This is a genomic window from Pseudomonas laurentiana (genome assembly GCF_014648275.1).
Lineage (GTDB): Bacteria > Pseudomonadota > Gammaproteobacteria > Pseudomonadales > Pseudomonadaceae > Aquipseudomonas > Aquipseudomonas laurentiana.
In genome coordinates this window covers 20,145-34,014 of sequence record NZ_BMQU01000012.1, presented here as the reverse complement: position 1 = coordinate 34,014, position 13,870 = coordinate 20,145, and the positions used below count along the sequence as shown (strand labels likewise).

The following is a 13,870-nucleotide window of genomic DNA, read 5'->3' as shown; positions in this document are numbered from 1 at the left end:
CGTAATCCCGACCGACGCGTACAGTGCCAATCACTGAAACGCATCAACCCGCTGCTGGTATTTCCTTGTTCAGGCTGCGCCCCTCCTGAGCCATAAGTTCCCAAATAGAGAACTCAGCTGGGAGTTTGCCGAGGCGTTGCTCTTCCTGGGCGAGAAGGCGCTCGCTCATTTCACGATCACCCGCAGGGAATCGTAAGCGCTCTGCAGGGCTGAGACTGTCCAGAAAATCGATGTAAGCGCGAGACAGGGGACGTCCATCGTTACCAAAATTCATGGCTGCGCTAAAGTAATTAAAGTCCAGTGCACTTTTTGCATACTCCGCTGTATAACGCTCTACGTCGGTGTATCGTCCAGTTTCATCTTCAACAATGGCGACAAGCTCTGAGCGTGACAACCCTGCAAATGGATTGTCCGTAATTTTTCGCTGCTCATTGATAATCAGTAGAAATTCAAACGACTTTTTTATCTGGGTCAACTGCTCATCAGAGTAATCATTGGGAGACTCAGGTATGACCGGCGTGTCCCTACCTTGCGTCCTGATTTGCGCCCACAGCTTGTCTCCAAAATTGTAACGACCATAGATACGCTCGTATTTATCCCTGGCTTGATCATTCTGGCTATCGACCTGCGCCATGCTGGCGCTCAACTTCAACCCCTCCGCCGAGAGGCTTACGCTCTCCTTCGTATTTGAGGTTGAAAGGTCTTCTGTCGGCGCTGGCTTTGGTGGCGCTCTAACAATAGTTGCCGATGATGGAACGGTGCCTATTTTCATGTTGTTTTCCCTAACCTAGCGAATACCATTACGCAGTCGGCAGCCACGAACTACCGCAATCCCGGCCGACGCATACAGTGTCAACCACTGAAACGCATCAACCCTCTGTTGGCATTTCCTTGTCCAGACGATGCCCCTCCTGCGCCATAAGTTCCCAAATGGAGAACTCGGCAGGGAGTTTGCCGAAGCGTTGTTCTTCTTGGGCAAGCAGGCGCTCAACTTTCTCGCGATCACCCGCCGGATATCGAAAACGCTCTACAGGGCTGAGGCTGTCCAGTAACTCTATGTAGCTACGGTAAAAAGGGCGAGCATCGCCCCCTGGAAAAATAAAGCTGGTTGAAGCCTGAAAATACTCGAAATCCAAGTCACTTTTGGCATGAAGCGCCACATAACGCTCTTCATCCGTATATTCACCGCTTTCGTCCTCCACGATCGCTGCAAGCTCCGGACGGGACAGCCCTGCAAACGGGTTAGCCGGTTTACCCCTTTCCTCATGAATAGACAGTAGAAAATCAAAGGACTTCTGCTTTCGAGACAGTTGTTCAGGTGAACAATCTGCCGACACCTTGGGCTGCTTGAAAGCCTCTGCGCCATACATCCTCACCCGTAAAAAGGCTGTTTTACCAAGGCCGTGGGCACCGTAAATTCTTTCGTATTTATCCCTGGCTTGATCACTCTGGGCATCGACCTGCGCCATGCTGGCGCTCAACTTCAACCCCTCAGCTGAAAGACTTACACTTTCTTTCGTGCTTGGGGTTGAAGCTTCTTCTGTCGGCACTGGCTTTGGTGGTGTTCTAACAATAGTTGCCGATGATGGAACGGTGCCTATTTTCATGTTGTTCTCCCTAACCTGGCGAATACCATTACGCAGTCGGTAGCAACGACCTAGCGTAATCCCGACCGACGCGTACAGTGCCAATCACTGAAACACATCAACCCGCTGCTGGTATTTCCTTGTTCAGGCCGCGCCCCTCCTGAGCCATAAGTTCCCAGATAGAGAACTCGGCTGGGAGTTTGCCGAGGCGCTGTTCTTCCTGGGCGAGAAGACGTTCAGCAATCTCGCGATCACCCGCCGGATATCGAAAACGCTCTACAGGGCTGAGGCTATCCAGTAACTCTATATAGCTGCGATAAGCAGGGCGAGCATCACCTCCAGAGGAAATAAAGCTGGCTACTACCTGAAAACACTCGAAGTCCAGGTCACTTTTTGCATGAAGCGCCACATAGCGCTCTTCATCCGTATATTCACCGCTTTCGTCTTCCACGATCGCAGCAAGCTCTGGCCGGGATAGCCCTGCAAACGGGTTAGCCGGTTTACCCCTTCCCTCATGAATAGACAGTAGAAAATCAAAGGACATCTGCTTTCGGGACAGTTGTTCAGGTGAACAATCTGCCGACACCTCGGGCTGTTTGAAAGCTTCTGCGCCATACATACTCACCCGTAAAAAGGCTGTTTTACCAAGGCCATGGGCACCGTAAATTCTTTCGTATTTATCCCTGGCTTGATCATTCTGGGCATCGACCTGCGCCATGCTGGCGCTCAATTTCAATCCCTCGACTGAAAGACTTACACTTTCCTTCGTGCTTGAGGTTGAAGCTTCTTCTGTCGGTTCTGGTTTTGGTGGCGTTCTAACAATAGCTACCGATGATGGAATTGCGCCTATTTTCATATTGCTTCCTCCAACCGTTCCAATGCAGCGAGGCACTTCTTCAAGTGCCTAGCTGCATGACTATTTAATAGAGAACTGCACGGTGTAATTGAAGGGAAGATTCGAGTCCGCTTTTACCAATGTCGCGGTACAGGTTGCACGGCTCGAACCAATAGACACTGCATCTTTTTTCCAGCTAGGCAGGTATCCGCCCAGATGAATTTCAACCAAGTGCGATGCCGAGAACCGGCATTTTTTCGAGCCCACTGCGTAAGTAAATCGCATACCGGACGCAATATCACTTCCGCTGGTATGAATAAAACCAATACTGGAATTCTGTACAATATTGGTAGGCGGGGTATTTAAACTTCCAGAAAAATATTCATAGCCGTACACCGCCTCTGCACTGGTTTCATTTACAACCGTAACAGTTGCCAGATTAGCTGCCTGTACCGCCCCACCCACCGAGCACCCCAACACCACAAAAGAACCCAACAGCACCTTCTTGATATTTTTCATTCGCGACATCCTTTCAAAGGTTAATGACACACAGCTGTTGCTACATGTCCGCGTCAGGGCGATTCATCAATCGCTCATGACGCTTTTAACCAGTCGGCAGGAAGCCTTGGGCGCTGTATCAGACGCGGTCTGATATTGATGTAGGAAGTTTCTCTGCTGTTAGAATCAGCACGGGCCGTGCCGGCGCTGATCTCCATCAACCCTGGCTTGACGATTCCGGCCTATGCTTGCCCCATGAATTTCCGAGCCTTGAGAAGGTCCTTGCGCATGTCAGAGTTCCAGATGATGTTCCTCCCGGTGATCGCCGGCCTGATCCTGTTGACCGTCGGCTTCAACATGCGTGAGCGCAATATCGGGGTGCTGATGATGTGGATCGGTACGCTGGGCATGATCGGTATCATGGCCTGGAAGATCCTTGAGAAACTGAACTGACAAATACACTACACTCGGGCGATTGATTGCCTGAGGTTGATCTGCCAGTGCCCGCCTTTTTCCGCTTTTTCGCGCTGTTTCTGATTTTTCTGGCGCCCGTCGGCCTGGCCCAGGCGGCAGGCTTGCCGGGCTTGCTCGGCGGCAGCAAGGCCCAACCCGAGGCCACCGAGCCGCTGAGCCAGTCCCTGGACGAAGTCATCAAGCGCCTGGAAAACGATCAGCAACGCGCCAATTTGCTGGCCGATCTGAAGAAGTTGCGCGACAGCACCAAACAGGCGCAGCCATCGGTAGAGCAAGGTGTACTGGGCGTGATCGGCAATACCGTGGCCAGCCTGGAAAAGCAGTTCAGTGGTGACGCCAGCCCCTTCACCCTCTGGTCGCAAGAGCTGGACCAAGCCCAGGATGAGTTGGCGGCCTTGAAGGTGCCGGCACAGGAGTTACCCGCCATTCTGTTCGGCTTTGCGGCGGTCATCGCCCTCTGGAGCCTGTTGGCCTACGGGTTTATCTGGGTCGGGCATCGGGTGCGACTGCGCTTTGGTCTGACCGAAGAGCTACCCCAGCATCCCAAGACCTGGGACCTGGTGCTCTTCGCCTTGCGCAAGCTCGGCCCTTGGCTGGTAGCACTGATCATCACCGTGTACCTGAGCTTTGCACTGCCCTCTTCACTGGGCAAATCCATGGCCATGGTGCTGGCCTATGCACTGGTGGTCGGTACCTGTTTCTCGGCCATCTGCGTGATTGCCTTTTCCCTGCTCGATGGCCCTCACCGCCATCACGCCCTGCACATTCTGCGGCGTCGCGCTTTTCGTCCGCTGTGGCTGATCGGCAGTTTTGCCGCCTTCGGCGAGGCGATGAACGACCCGCGCCTGGCCGTTGCACTAGGCACTCACCTGGCGCATAGCCTGGCCACACTGGCCAATGTGTTGGCGGCCATTTCCAGCGGGCTGTTCATACTGCGATTCCGGCGTCCTATTGCCCACCTGATTCGTAACCAACCCCTGTCGCGGCGTCTGACCCGCCGGGCCCTGAGCGACACCATCGAGATTCTCGGCAGTCTCTGGTACCTGCCGGCGTTGGTGTTGGTGGCTGTCTCACTGTTTGCCACATTCATTTCGGCAGGTGACACCAGCACTGCGCTACGTCAGTCGCTGATGTGCGCGGTGCTGCTGGTGCTGTGCATCGTGATCAACGGCCTGGTCCGTCGCCATGCTGCAAAACCACACCGCAGCAACCGCCGTCAGCCGCTGTACTACGAACGCCTGAAAAGCTTTGGCTATACCTGACGATCTGGTTGCTGTTCATCGAATTGGGGCTTCGGGTCTGGGGCTTGTCGCTGATCGGTTTTGCCGAGGGCGACGGCCATGAAGCCGCCATGCGCCTGTTCGGCCTGAGCGGCACACTGCTTGCGGCGTGGCTGGTGTGGATACTCAGCGACACCGCCGTGCATCATGCCTTGACGCGCTCGCGTAAAGGGGCCGCCAATGCCCGCGCACAAACCATGATGCCGCTGATCCGCAACGTGTTGTTCGTGACCATTTTCATCATCGCGGTGATCGTCGCCCTGGCCAACATGGGCATGAACGTCACACCGCTGCTGGCCGGTGCCGGGGTCATCGGCCTGGCCATCGGTTTTGGCGCGCAATCGCTGGTAGCCGATTTGATCACCGGCTTGTTCATCATCATCGAAGACTCCCTGGCCATCGACGACTATGTCGATGTCGGCGGCCACCTGGGGACCGTTGAAGGCCTGACTATCCGTACCGTACGCCTGCGCGATATCGATGGCATCGTCCATACCATTCCGTTCAGCGAGATCAAAAGCATCAAGAACTACTCGCGGGAGTTCGGTTACGCGATCTTCCGCATCGCCATTCCCCACAGCATGAACATCGACCAGGCCATCGACCTGGTTCGCGATGTTGGCCAGAAGCTGCGCAATGACCCGCTGCAACGGCGCAGTATCTGGTCGCCGCTGGAGCTGCAAGGGGTGGAAAGCTTCGAGTCCGGCTCGGCGATCCTGCGGGCGCGATTCAAGACCGCACCGATCAAGCAGTGGGAGGTTTCAAGGGCGTTCAACCTGGCGCTCAAGCGCGAGCTCGATGAAGCCGGCCTGGACCTGGCCACTCCGCGCCTGTCGGTGCAGGTGATCACAGCCGGTGGTGGTGCCGAGGGCAACAATGCTTAACCGGCATCGACACGAATGCGAATCGCGTCATGCCGCCAATACTCAAGGTCACAGTCGATCAAGCGCCCGTGCTGGTCGCTGTTGACCCGGGTGATCTGTAGCCCGGGGCTACCTGACGACACTTTCAGGGCCATGCCAGCGGCGACGGGCAATGCCGTAGGCAGAATCTCAAAGCACACCCGACCGTACTGGATCCCGTAATGCTCGGCGTACAACTCGGTCAGAGACTGGCCCAGGTCGAAGCTGAGGATATCCGGAAAGTAATCGGGGTTCAGGTAGTGCTCGGCATACAGCACTGCACGCCCGTCGATACGCCGTAACCGACAGATCTGAATCACGCTGGACAGCGGCGACAGTTGCAAACGCGCACAGATTGCGGCGGGCGCTGGTTGAAGGCGTGCCGACAATAACTCGGTAGCCGGTACCCGCCCCTGGGCACGCACCATGGCGTGAAAGTGGCTACGCTCGATCAGGTCATAGGTCAATCGTTCGGGAGCAACGAACCAACCACGGCGCTCCTCGCGATAGATCACCCCCAAGGCTTCAAGCTGCACCAGGGCTTCGCGCAGGGTAATACGCGTCGTATCGAACACCTCGCTGAGCTTGCGCTCGGCCGGCAACTTGCAGCCTGCGGCCAGCAGGCCATGCTCGATCTGTTCCTGCAACGCCTGGCATATGGCTGTTACTGCGCGCGGTGGCAGTGGACGCATCAAAGGTTACCTATCTGGACTAGTCCAGCGCCAATACTGGGCAGTAAAACGCTCAGAAAGGGGCGCACGGGAATACTTCAAGCCTAGGCAATGCAGATGAACGCCAGATGACATTACCGCTCAACGGTCATCAAAACCCTGTCGATCAAGGCCTCCAGCCGTTGCGGATCAAGCACTTGAATCTGGTCTACGCTGTATTTTCAGAGCCAGCTGCCATGCCGGAGCAGCCCGCAGCGACATCAAAATGTCATGCACCCGGCCTACCTTGGCTCAGGTATTGCTGACCTAGACCAACCGAATCGCAACAACGTCCAACACCCATGCGTTTTGCAAGGCACCAAAAAGGAGCTTCGGATGAAACAGCTTTTCCTGGCGTCACTGTTAGGTTCTACCATCGCCCTGTGTACCGCGGCGATGGCTGCAGGTACCGACTTGAAAGCCCTGGAGGACGCCGCTCGTAAAGAGGGTGCGGTCAACAGCGTCGGCATGCCCGATGCCTGGGCCAACTGGAAAGAAACCTGGGAAGACCTGGCCAGCAAGTATGGTCTCAAGCACATGGACACCGACATGAGTTCGGCCCAGGAGGTGGCCAAGTTCGAGGCGGAAAAAGATAACGCCAGTGCTGATATCGGCGACGTTGGTGCTGCTTTCGGCCCGATTGCCACTGCCAAAGGCGTGACCCAGCCCTACAAGCCGAGTACCTGGGACCAGGTGCCTGCGTGGGCCAAAGACAAAGATGGCCATTGGGCCCTGGCCTATACCGGCACCATCGCCTTCATCATCAACAAGCAGTTGGTGAAGGAAGCCGACATGCCAAAAACCTGGCATGACCTGGAAAAGGGCAAGTACAAGGTCGCCATCGGTGATGTCGGCACGGCTGCCCAAGCCGCCAACGGCGTGCTGGCCGCCGCGATCGCCTACAAGGGCGACGAGAAAAATCTCGAGCCGGGCCTGCAACTGTTCACCAAACTGGCGCAGCAGAAGCGTCTGTCGCTGGCCAACCCCACCATCCAGACCCTGGAGAAGGGCGAAGTGGAAGTCGGTGTGGTCTGGGACTTCAACGGCCTGAGCTACCGCGAACAGATCGATCCAAAACGCTTTGAGGTCTTGATCCCGGCAGATGGCTCGGTGATTTCGGGTTACACCACCATCATCAACAAATACGCCAAGAACCCCAATGCCGCAAAACTGACCCGCGAGTACATTTTCAGTGATGCCGGGCAAACCAACCTCGCCCGCGGCAACGCCCGGCCGATTCGTGCCGAGCACCTGAAACTGCCTGCCGATGTACAAGCCAAGCTGCTGCCCAACGCGCAGTACAAGGCCGCTCAGCCGATCAAGGATGCTGCGGCCTGGGAAGCCACCTCGAAGAAACTGCCACAGATGTGGCAAGAGCAAGTGATCATCGAGATGGAGTGAGGCATTGGGCCCGACCGGGAAACCGTGTCGCCCAATCGCTGGCAAGCCAGTTCCCACAAGGCTCATGTGGGCGCTGGCTTGCCAGCGATAAAGCCCCCGCGTACTTCGGAGAAGTCATGAACCACAACGTCATTCTGGTCTTGCTCGATGGGCTCAACTATCAGGTTGCGCACCACGCCATGGGCCACCTGCACGCCTATGTCGAAGCCGACCGTGCAGCCTTGTACCGCCTCGAATGCGAACTGCCGGCACTGTCCCGACCACTGTACGAATGCATCCTTACCGGCGTAGCCCCCATCGACAGTGGCATCGTTCACAACAACGTCACGCGCCTGTCCACGCAGCGCAGCATCTTTCATTACGCCCACGAAGCCGGGCTGAGCACGGCGGCAGCGGCCTACCACTGGGTCAGCGAACTGTACAACCGCTCACCGTTCGATCCGTTGCGCGATCGCCACACCCACTCGCCGAAACTGCCGATTCAACACGGCCTGTTTTATTACGTCGACCACTACCCGGACTCGCACCTGTTTACCGACGCCGAGTACCTGCGACGCAAGTACACGCCGAACTTCCTGCTCGTCCACCCGATGAATATTGACGATGCTGGCCATCGCCATGGCCTGGACAGCCATCAGTACCGCAACAGTGCGCGTAGCGCCGACATCCTGCTGGCCGACTACCTGCAAGGCTGGCTCGACAGTGGCTATCAGGTACTCGTCACCGCTGACCACGGCATGAACAACGACCACTCGCACAATGGCCTGCTGCCTGAAGAGCGCGAAGTGCCGCTGTTCGTGTTTGGCGATGCCTTCAGCCTCGACCCTGCCGCCAAGCCCCTGCAAACCGAGTTGTGCGGGACGATCTGCGAGCTGATGGGCATTGCCCATGACAAGCCGGTGTGCCGGGAGCTACTTACGTGAACGCGCTGACTCGCGGTAAATACCTAGCCCTGCTCTGCCTGCTGCCCTTTGCGGTCTTTTTCCTGGTCTTTCAAATTGCCCCGCTGGCCTGGGTGGCCGTACACAGTGTTCAGGCCGAGAGCGGCTGGGGCCTGGACAACTTCAGCAAGGTGTTCAACTCGAAGTTCTACCGCCAGGCTATCCAGCACAGCCTGGAGATCAGTTTCTGGTCGAGTCTGTTTGGCATCGTGATCGCCATTCTCGGCAGCTACTCGCTGCGCCGGGTCGATTCGCGGCTGCGCGACTTCGTCAACGCCTTCGCCAACATGACCAGCAACTTCGCCGGGGTGCCACTGGCCTTTGCCTTCATCATCCTGCTTGGCTTCAACGGTGCCCTGACCATGCTGCTCAAGCAAACCGGGATCATCGAAGACTTCAACCTGTACTCCAAAAGCGGGTTGATCATCCTCTACACCTACTTCCAGATACCGCTGGGTGTGTTGCTGCTCTACCCGGCATTCGACGCCCTGCGTGAGGACTGGCGCGAGTCCGCCGAGTTGCTCGGTGCCAACGCCTGGCAGTACTGGCGGCACATCGGCCTGCCGGTGCTGACCCCGGCACTGCTCGGCACCTTCGTGATCCTGCTGGCCAACGCCCTGGGGGCGTACGCCACGGTGTATGCCCTGACCACCGGCAACTTCAACGTACTGCCGATCCGCATCGCCGCGCTGGTCGCAGGCGACATCTCCCTGGACCCAAACCTGGCCAGTGCACTGGCCATGATCCTGGTCGGCTTGATGACGCTGGTCACCCTGGTCCACCAATGGCTGCTGAAGAGGAGTTACCATGTCGCGCGCTGAACCCGGCTCGACCCGCCTCTATCATCGGCTGGTGGTCTACGTCCTGTTTCTGCTGTTGCTGCTGCCCTTGGCCGGCACCCTGCTCTACTCCCTGGCCACCAGTTGGTCGGCAAGCATCCTGCCCAGCGGGCTGACCATCAAGTGGTACCTGGCACTGTGGAGCGACCCGCGTTTTCTGAACGCCTTCGGCCAATCGCTGCTGGTATGTGTGGGAGCGTTGATACTCTCGGTACTGCTGATCCTTCCATTGCTGTTCGTGGTTCACTACCACTTCCCGCGGCTCGATGCGCTGATGAATATCCTCATCCTGCTGCCCTTCGCGGTACCGCCGGTGGTGTCCTCGGTGGGCCTGCTGCAGCTCTATGGCTCGGGGCCACTGGCGATGGTCGGCACACCCTGGATTCTGATCGGTTGCTATTTCACCGTGGCGTTGCCGTTCATGTACCGGGCAATCACCAACAACCTGCAGGCCATCAACTTGCGTGACCTGATGGACGCGGCCCAACTGCTTGGCGCCAGTACCTTTCAGGCTGCGTTTCTGGTGGTGCTGCCCAACCTGCGCAAAGGCCTGTTGGTCGCCTTGCTGCTGTCGTTCTCATTCCTGTTTGGCGAGTTCGTCTTCGCCAACCTGTTGGTCGGCACACGTTATGAAACCCTGCAGGTGTACCTCAACAACATGCGCAACAGCAGCGGCCATTTCAACAGCGCCCTGGTGATTTCCTATTTCCTCTTCGTGCTGGTGCTGACCTGGGCAGCCAACCGCCTGAACAAGGACAAGTCGTGATATGAGTTTCGTCAGTGTGCAAAACCTGCAGAAAAGCTATGCCGGCAGCACGGTGTTCAATGACATCAACTGCCACATCGAACGCGGCGAGTTCGTCACCCTGCTCGGCCCTTCCGGCTGCGGTAAATCCACCCTGCTGCGCTGCATTGCCGGGCTGACGGCAGTAGACAGCGGCAAGATCCTTCTGGACGGGCAAGACCTGGTACCACTGACCCCGCAAAAACGCGGGATTGGCATGGTGTTTCAAAGCTATGCCCTGTTCCCCAACATGACCGTGGAACAAAACGTCGCCTTTGGCCTGCGCATGCAGAAGGTCGCCAACGAAGAAAGCCGCAGCCGCGTGCTTGAAGTGCTGCAACTGGTCGAATTGCAGGACCTTGCCAGCCGCTACCCGCACCAACTTTCAGGGGGCCAGTGCCAACGCGTGGCTCTGGCCCGTTCGCTGGTGACCCGGCCACGCCTGTTGCTGCTCGACGAACCGCTGTCGGCCCTGGATGCACGCATCCGCAAGCACCTGCGCGAACAGATCCGAAACATCCAGCGTGAGTTGGGCCTGACCACCATTTTTGTGACCCATGACCAGGAGGAAGCGCTGATCCTGTCGGACCGCATTTTCCTGATGAACCAAGGGCGTATCGTCCAGAGCGGCGATGCCGAAACCCTCTACACCGCCCCCGCCGATGCGTTCGCTGCCGGCTTTATCGGCAACTACAACCTGCTCGATGCCGACAGTGCCAGTCGCTTGCTGCAACGCCCGGTCAGCAGCCGACTGGCCATTCGTCCGGAGGCCATCACCCTGAGCCTGAATGGCGAACTGGAAGGTCTGGTACGCAGTCACAGCCTGTTGGGCAATGTGATCCGTTACCGGGTCGAGGCTCGGGGGGTGGAGTTGCTGGTCGATGTGCTGAATCGCTCGTCTGCCGATCTGCATCCCAACGGCCAACGGGTATCCTTGTCGATCGATCCCACCGCCCTCTGCGAAGTTGCCTGAGGGTTGCACAGGAGTTTGAGTGAAATGGCTTTAGCGATTTTCGATCTGGACGAAACCTTGATCCATGGTGACTGCGCTTCGCTGTGGAGTGAAGAAATGGCCCGCCTGGGCTGGGTCGACGGGGAGCCGTTTCTGCGCCGCGACCGTGAGTTGATGGACGCGTATGGCCGTGGCCACCTGGCCATGGAGGACTACATGGTCTTCAGCCTGGAACCCATCGCCGGGCGAACCCCGGAAGAGGTGCAGCACCTGGTGGAGCCGTGGGTCGAGAACATCATTGAGCCGATCATCTTCAGCGAAGCCTGCAAACGGATCGCCGAGCACCGAAAGCGTGGCGACCGGGTGCTGGTGATATCGGCCTCCGGCGCCCACCTGGTGGCACCGATTGCGGCGCGACTGGGTATCGACGAATTTCTTGCCATTGATCTTGAGGTCGTGAAGGGTGTGTACACCGGCAATACCCGGGGCGTACTGACTTACCGCGAAGGCAAGATCACCCGCTTGCTGGAATGGCTGGATCAGGAAGAAGAGAACCTGGAGGGTGCCAGTTTCTACTCCGACTCGCGCAACGACTTGCCGCTGCTGCTCAAGGTCGACCACCCCGTCGTAGTGAACCCCGACCCGGTACTGCGCGAGCACGCCGAGCAACACGGCTGGCCAATCCTGAGTTGGCGCTGACCCGTGAGGCTCACTTAGGCCCTTGGAGTGCTTGATGCGCTCAAGCAACCTTGCGCCCTTTCAAAAGTGGGTCGCCGTAAAAGGCGAAACCAGCCGGTGGTGCCGCTGCAGGGAATGGATATGTTCACGAGGTGAGTGCCAATAGCCACAAACATGCGTCGCCCCTGATGACGGCAGGCATATCCGTTTGCGTGCGGGTTCTCTCACTCCGGCAGTGCTCCCGCTGAAGCCGTGCTGAAGGGCCTTCCTGGCCCTCAGCCCTTGCCAGGCATCCTTGCCTGACACCCAGCTACGCACCGCCTGCGTTCGACCTCCTGAAGGGACAATTTGGCAGCGCCTGCAAGTTCAGCGGATGAAAAAGCAACGTCGAAAAGCCCAGCACCTTCGCGGACAAGCGAAGCCGCGAGCGTCTGCGAGTGCTCTGCTTTTCAGTGCGCGGAATGTCAGGCGCCGCAGGACGTCCCTTCAGAAGGCAGAGTGGAGTCATCGCGGAGTGGGGTGCGAGGCAGGGAGGCCTCGCAAGTGCTGATGGGCCATGGATGGCCCGTCGGCGCGTCCACACGGGAGCGATGGCGTAAGGAAGGCACCCGAAGCGCAGCGTAGGGCCGGATGTCGGGACAGGGCGTTTTGCCCACTTTTGCGCCCTATCAAAAGTGGGTCGCCGTAAAGGGCGAAACCAGCCGGTGGTGCCGACGCAGGGAATGGATATGCTCACAAGGTGAATGCCAACAGCCACTGATGACAGCAGGCATATCCGTTTGCGACGCCATCTGGCGGTGCCAGCAGGCTCAGCGTATGAAAACACATCGCCGACAAGGCCGACTCAGGCTATGCCGTTTCCTTGAATGAACGACATTACCTCCAGGGGCCGACCCGTCAGCGATACTTCAGCCCGTCAGGGATTACACCAGGCTCTCGTCAATCACCAGCACCAGCTTGCCCGACACCTGGTTCCCCGCCAGCTCGGCAAATGCAGCCTCTGCATCCTTGATCGGGTAACGACCGACCAATTGCGGCTTAAGCCGCCCTTCAGTGAACAACGGCCAGACCTGCTGGCCAAGATCACTGAGCAGGTCGGCCTTGAACTGATCATCACGGTTACGCAAGGTCGAACCAGTCACCTGCACCCGCTTGGCCAGCAACTGGGCCAGGTCCAGCTCAGCCTTGCGACCGCCCATCAGGCCAATGATCACCCAGCGTCCATCACGTGCCAGTACCTTGAGGTTCAGCGCAGCGTAATTGGCCCCGACCGGATCGAGAATCACATCAAACGGGGCGAAATCGCTCAGGCTTTCCAGGTCTTCACCACGCACCACACCACCTGTGGCGCCGAGGCCCTGACAGTAAGCCAGCCGATCGGCCGAGCCCACACTAACCCAGCATGGGCTACCAAACGCCTTGCACAGCTGGATTGCCGCCGAGCCGACACCACTGGCACCTGCATGCAACAGCACCTTCTCGCCCGGCTTGAGCGCCCCCAACTGGAACAGGTTGAGCCAGGCGGTGGCATACACTTCAGGGATCGCCGCCGCTTCGTGCAGGCTCAGGCCTTCAGGCACGGGGAGCACGTGGCGGGCATCGACCACCACTTCTTCGGCCATGCCGCCACCGGACAACAACGCGCAGACCCGATCACCGACCTGCCAGGAAGCGCCTGGACCGACTTCAACGATCACCCCGGAACATTCCAGGCCCAGATACTCGCTCGCGCCAGGAGGTGGCGGATAGAGCCCGGCTTTTTGCAACAAATCGGCCCGATTGAGGCCCGCAGCCGCAACACGGATTCGTACTTGACCTACATCGCAGGTTGGACTTGTCGTCGTAACCCACTCCACATGTCCGTCAACGCCTTGCAATGCCTTCACAGTGCCTCCATAGTTGTGTTATCACGAGCCCGAGTGCAAATGCGTCGGGCTTTTTGCAGTATGCGTCCGGTTTTTATGGAACCGGCGAATTCAAAGACGGCCTA

General features: G+C 58.0%; 13 protein-coding genes and 1 pseudogene. 8 read left to right on the top strand and 6 right to left on the bottom strand.

Annotation, left to right across the window (positions count from 1 at the left end; genetic code table 11):
* Positions 1–43: 43 nt before the first annotated feature.
* From IE038_RS13835 to IE038_RS13820, 4 genes are all read right to left on the bottom strand, one after another.
* On the bottom strand, positions 44–772 hold the full coding sequence (locus tag IE038_RS13835) for a hypothetical protein (RefSeq protein ID WP_189395793.1): 729 nt from the start codon (positions 770–772) through the stop codon (positions 44–46).
* Between the two features lie 97 nt (positions 773–869).
* A complete protein-coding gene (locus tag IE038_RS13830) occupies positions 870–1,607 on the bottom strand; it encodes a hypothetical protein (protein ID WP_189395792.1) in 738 nt (245 codons plus the stop codon).
* 97 nt (positions 1,608–1,704) lie between these two features.
* Entirely contained in the window at positions 1,705–2,442 is a 738-nt protein-coding gene (locus IE038_RS13825) for a hypothetical protein (RefSeq protein ID WP_189395791.1), read from the bottom strand.
* Between the two features lie 60 nt (positions 2,443–2,502).
* Complete coding sequence (locus IE038_RS13820) at positions 2,503–2,940, bottom strand: hypothetical protein (protein WP_189395790.1); 438 nt, start codon at positions 2,938–2,940, stop codon at positions 2,503–2,505.
* A gap of 267 nt (positions 2,941–3,207) precedes the next feature.
* Here IE038_RS13820 and IE038_RS13815 point away from each other — a divergent pair, with 267 nt between their 5' ends.
* The gene (locus IE038_RS13815) at positions 3,208–3,372 is read left to right on the top strand and encodes a hypothetical protein (RefSeq protein ID WP_167524074.1); all 165 of its coding nucleotides are present in this window, start codon (positions 3,208–3,210) and stop codon (positions 3,370–3,372) included.
* 41 nt (positions 3,373–3,413) lie between these two features.
* Positions 3,414–5,557: pseudogene (locus IE038_RS13810) on the top strand (mechanosensitive ion channel family protein).
* On the opposite strand, the gene phnR reads toward IE038_RS13810, so the two are convergent.
* On the bottom strand, positions 5,554–6,267 hold the full coding sequence (gene phnR / locus IE038_RS13805) for a phosphonate utilization transcriptional regulator PhnR (RefSeq protein WP_163937045.1): 714 nt from the start codon (positions 6,265–6,267) through the stop codon (positions 5,554–5,556). The pseudogene IE038_RS13810 and the gene phnR sit on opposite strands and share 4 nt — an antisense overlap.
* Before the next feature lie 354 nt (positions 6,268–6,621).
* On the opposite strand from phnR, the gene IE038_RS13800 reads away from it, so the two are divergent.
* The 6 genes from IE038_RS13800 (at position 6,622) to IE038_RS13775 (ending at position 11,901) form a co-directional block, all read left to right on the top strand.
* Positions 6,622–7,686, top strand: coding sequence for an ABC transporter substrate-binding protein (locus IE038_RS13800; protein ID WP_163937048.1), 1,065 nt, complete (start codon positions 6,622–6,624; stop codon positions 7,684–7,686).
* Between the two features lie 116 nt (positions 7,687–7,802).
* The gene (locus IE038_RS13795) at positions 7,803–8,609 is read left to right on the top strand and encodes an alkaline phosphatase family protein (RefSeq protein WP_163937051.1); all 807 of its coding nucleotides are present in this window, start codon (positions 7,803–7,805) and stop codon (positions 8,607–8,609) included.
* Positions 8,606–9,448 carry an ABC transporter permease gene (locus IE038_RS13790; RefSeq protein ID WP_189395789.1) on the top strand — a complete coding sequence of 281 codons (843 nt, stop codon included), beginning with the start codon at positions 8,606–8,608 and terminating at the stop codon, positions 9,446–9,448. The genes IE038_RS13795 and IE038_RS13790 overlap by 4 nt, the downstream gene beginning before the upstream one ends.
* Positions 9,435–10,232 (top strand): ABC transporter permease, encoded by a 798-nt coding sequence (locus IE038_RS13785; protein WP_163937055.1) that lies wholly within the window; start codon positions 9,435–9,437, stop codon positions 10,230–10,232. Before IE038_RS13790 ends, IE038_RS13785 begins: the two co-directional genes overlap by 14 nt.
* Position 10,233: 1 nt before the next feature.
* Positions 10,234–11,223 carry an ABC transporter ATP-binding protein gene (locus IE038_RS13780; protein WP_189395788.1) on the top strand — a complete coding sequence of 330 codons (990 nt, stop codon included), beginning with the start codon at positions 10,234–10,236 and terminating at the stop codon, positions 11,221–11,223.
* Between the two features lie 24 nt (positions 11,224–11,247).
* The gene (locus tag IE038_RS13775; RefSeq protein ID WP_163937058.1) at positions 11,248–11,901 is read left to right on the top strand and encodes an HAD family hydrolase; all 654 of its coding nucleotides are present in this window, start codon (positions 11,248–11,250) and stop codon (positions 11,899–11,901) included.
* 902 nt (positions 11,902–12,803) lie between these two features.
* On the opposite strand, the gene IE038_RS13770 is transcribed toward IE038_RS13775, so the two are convergent.
* Positions 12,804–13,766 (bottom strand): NAD(P)H-quinone oxidoreductase, encoded by a 963-nt coding sequence (locus IE038_RS13770; protein WP_189395787.1) that lies wholly within the window; start codon positions 13,764–13,766, stop codon positions 12,804–12,806.
* Positions 13,767–13,870 lie beyond the last annotated feature (104 nt).

What these genes read in the sequence shown, in the direction of transcription:
- IE038_RS13835 (WP_189395793.1), bottom strand. Translation starts at nt 772, where the DNA reads ATGAAAATAGGCACCGTTCCATCATCGGCAACTATTGTTAGAGCGCCA.
- IE038_RS13830 (WP_189395792.1), bottom strand. Translation starts at nt 1,607, where the DNA reads ATGAAAATAGGCACCGTTCCATCATCGGCAACTATTGTTAGAACACCA.
- IE038_RS13825 (WP_189395791.1), bottom strand. Translation starts at nt 2,442, where the DNA reads ATGAAAATAGGCGCAATTCCATCATCGGTAGCTATTGTTAGAACGCCA.
- IE038_RS13820 (WP_189395790.1), bottom strand. Translation starts at nt 2,940, where the DNA reads ATGAAAAATATCAAGAAGGTGCTGTTGGGTTCTTTTGTGGTGTTGGGG.
- IE038_RS13815 (WP_167524074.1), top strand. Translation starts at nt 3,208, where the DNA reads ATGTCAGAGTTCCAGATGATGTTCCTCCCGGTGATCGCCGGCCTGATC.
- phnR (WP_163937045.1), bottom strand. Translation starts at nt 6,267, where the DNA reads ATGCGTCCACTGCCACCGCGCGCAGTAACAGCCATATGCCAGGCGTTG.
- IE038_RS13800 (WP_163937048.1), top strand. Translation starts at nt 6,622, where the DNA reads ATGAAACAGCTTTTCCTGGCGTCACTGTTAGGTTCTACCATCGCCCTG.
- IE038_RS13795 (WP_163937051.1), top strand. Translation starts at nt 7,803, where the DNA reads ATGAACCACAACGTCATTCTGGTCTTGCTCGATGGGCTCAACTATCAG.
- IE038_RS13785 (WP_163937055.1), top strand. Translation starts at nt 9,435, where the DNA reads ATGTCGCGCGCTGAACCCGGCTCGACCCGCCTCTATCATCGGCTGGTG.
- IE038_RS13780 (WP_189395788.1), top strand. Translation starts at nt 10,234, where the DNA reads ATGAGTTTCGTCAGTGTGCAAAACCTGCAGAAAAGCTATGCCGGCAGC.
- IE038_RS13775 (WP_163937058.1), top strand. Translation starts at nt 11,248, where the DNA reads ATGGCTTTAGCGATTTTCGATCTGGACGAAACCTTGATCCATGGTGAC.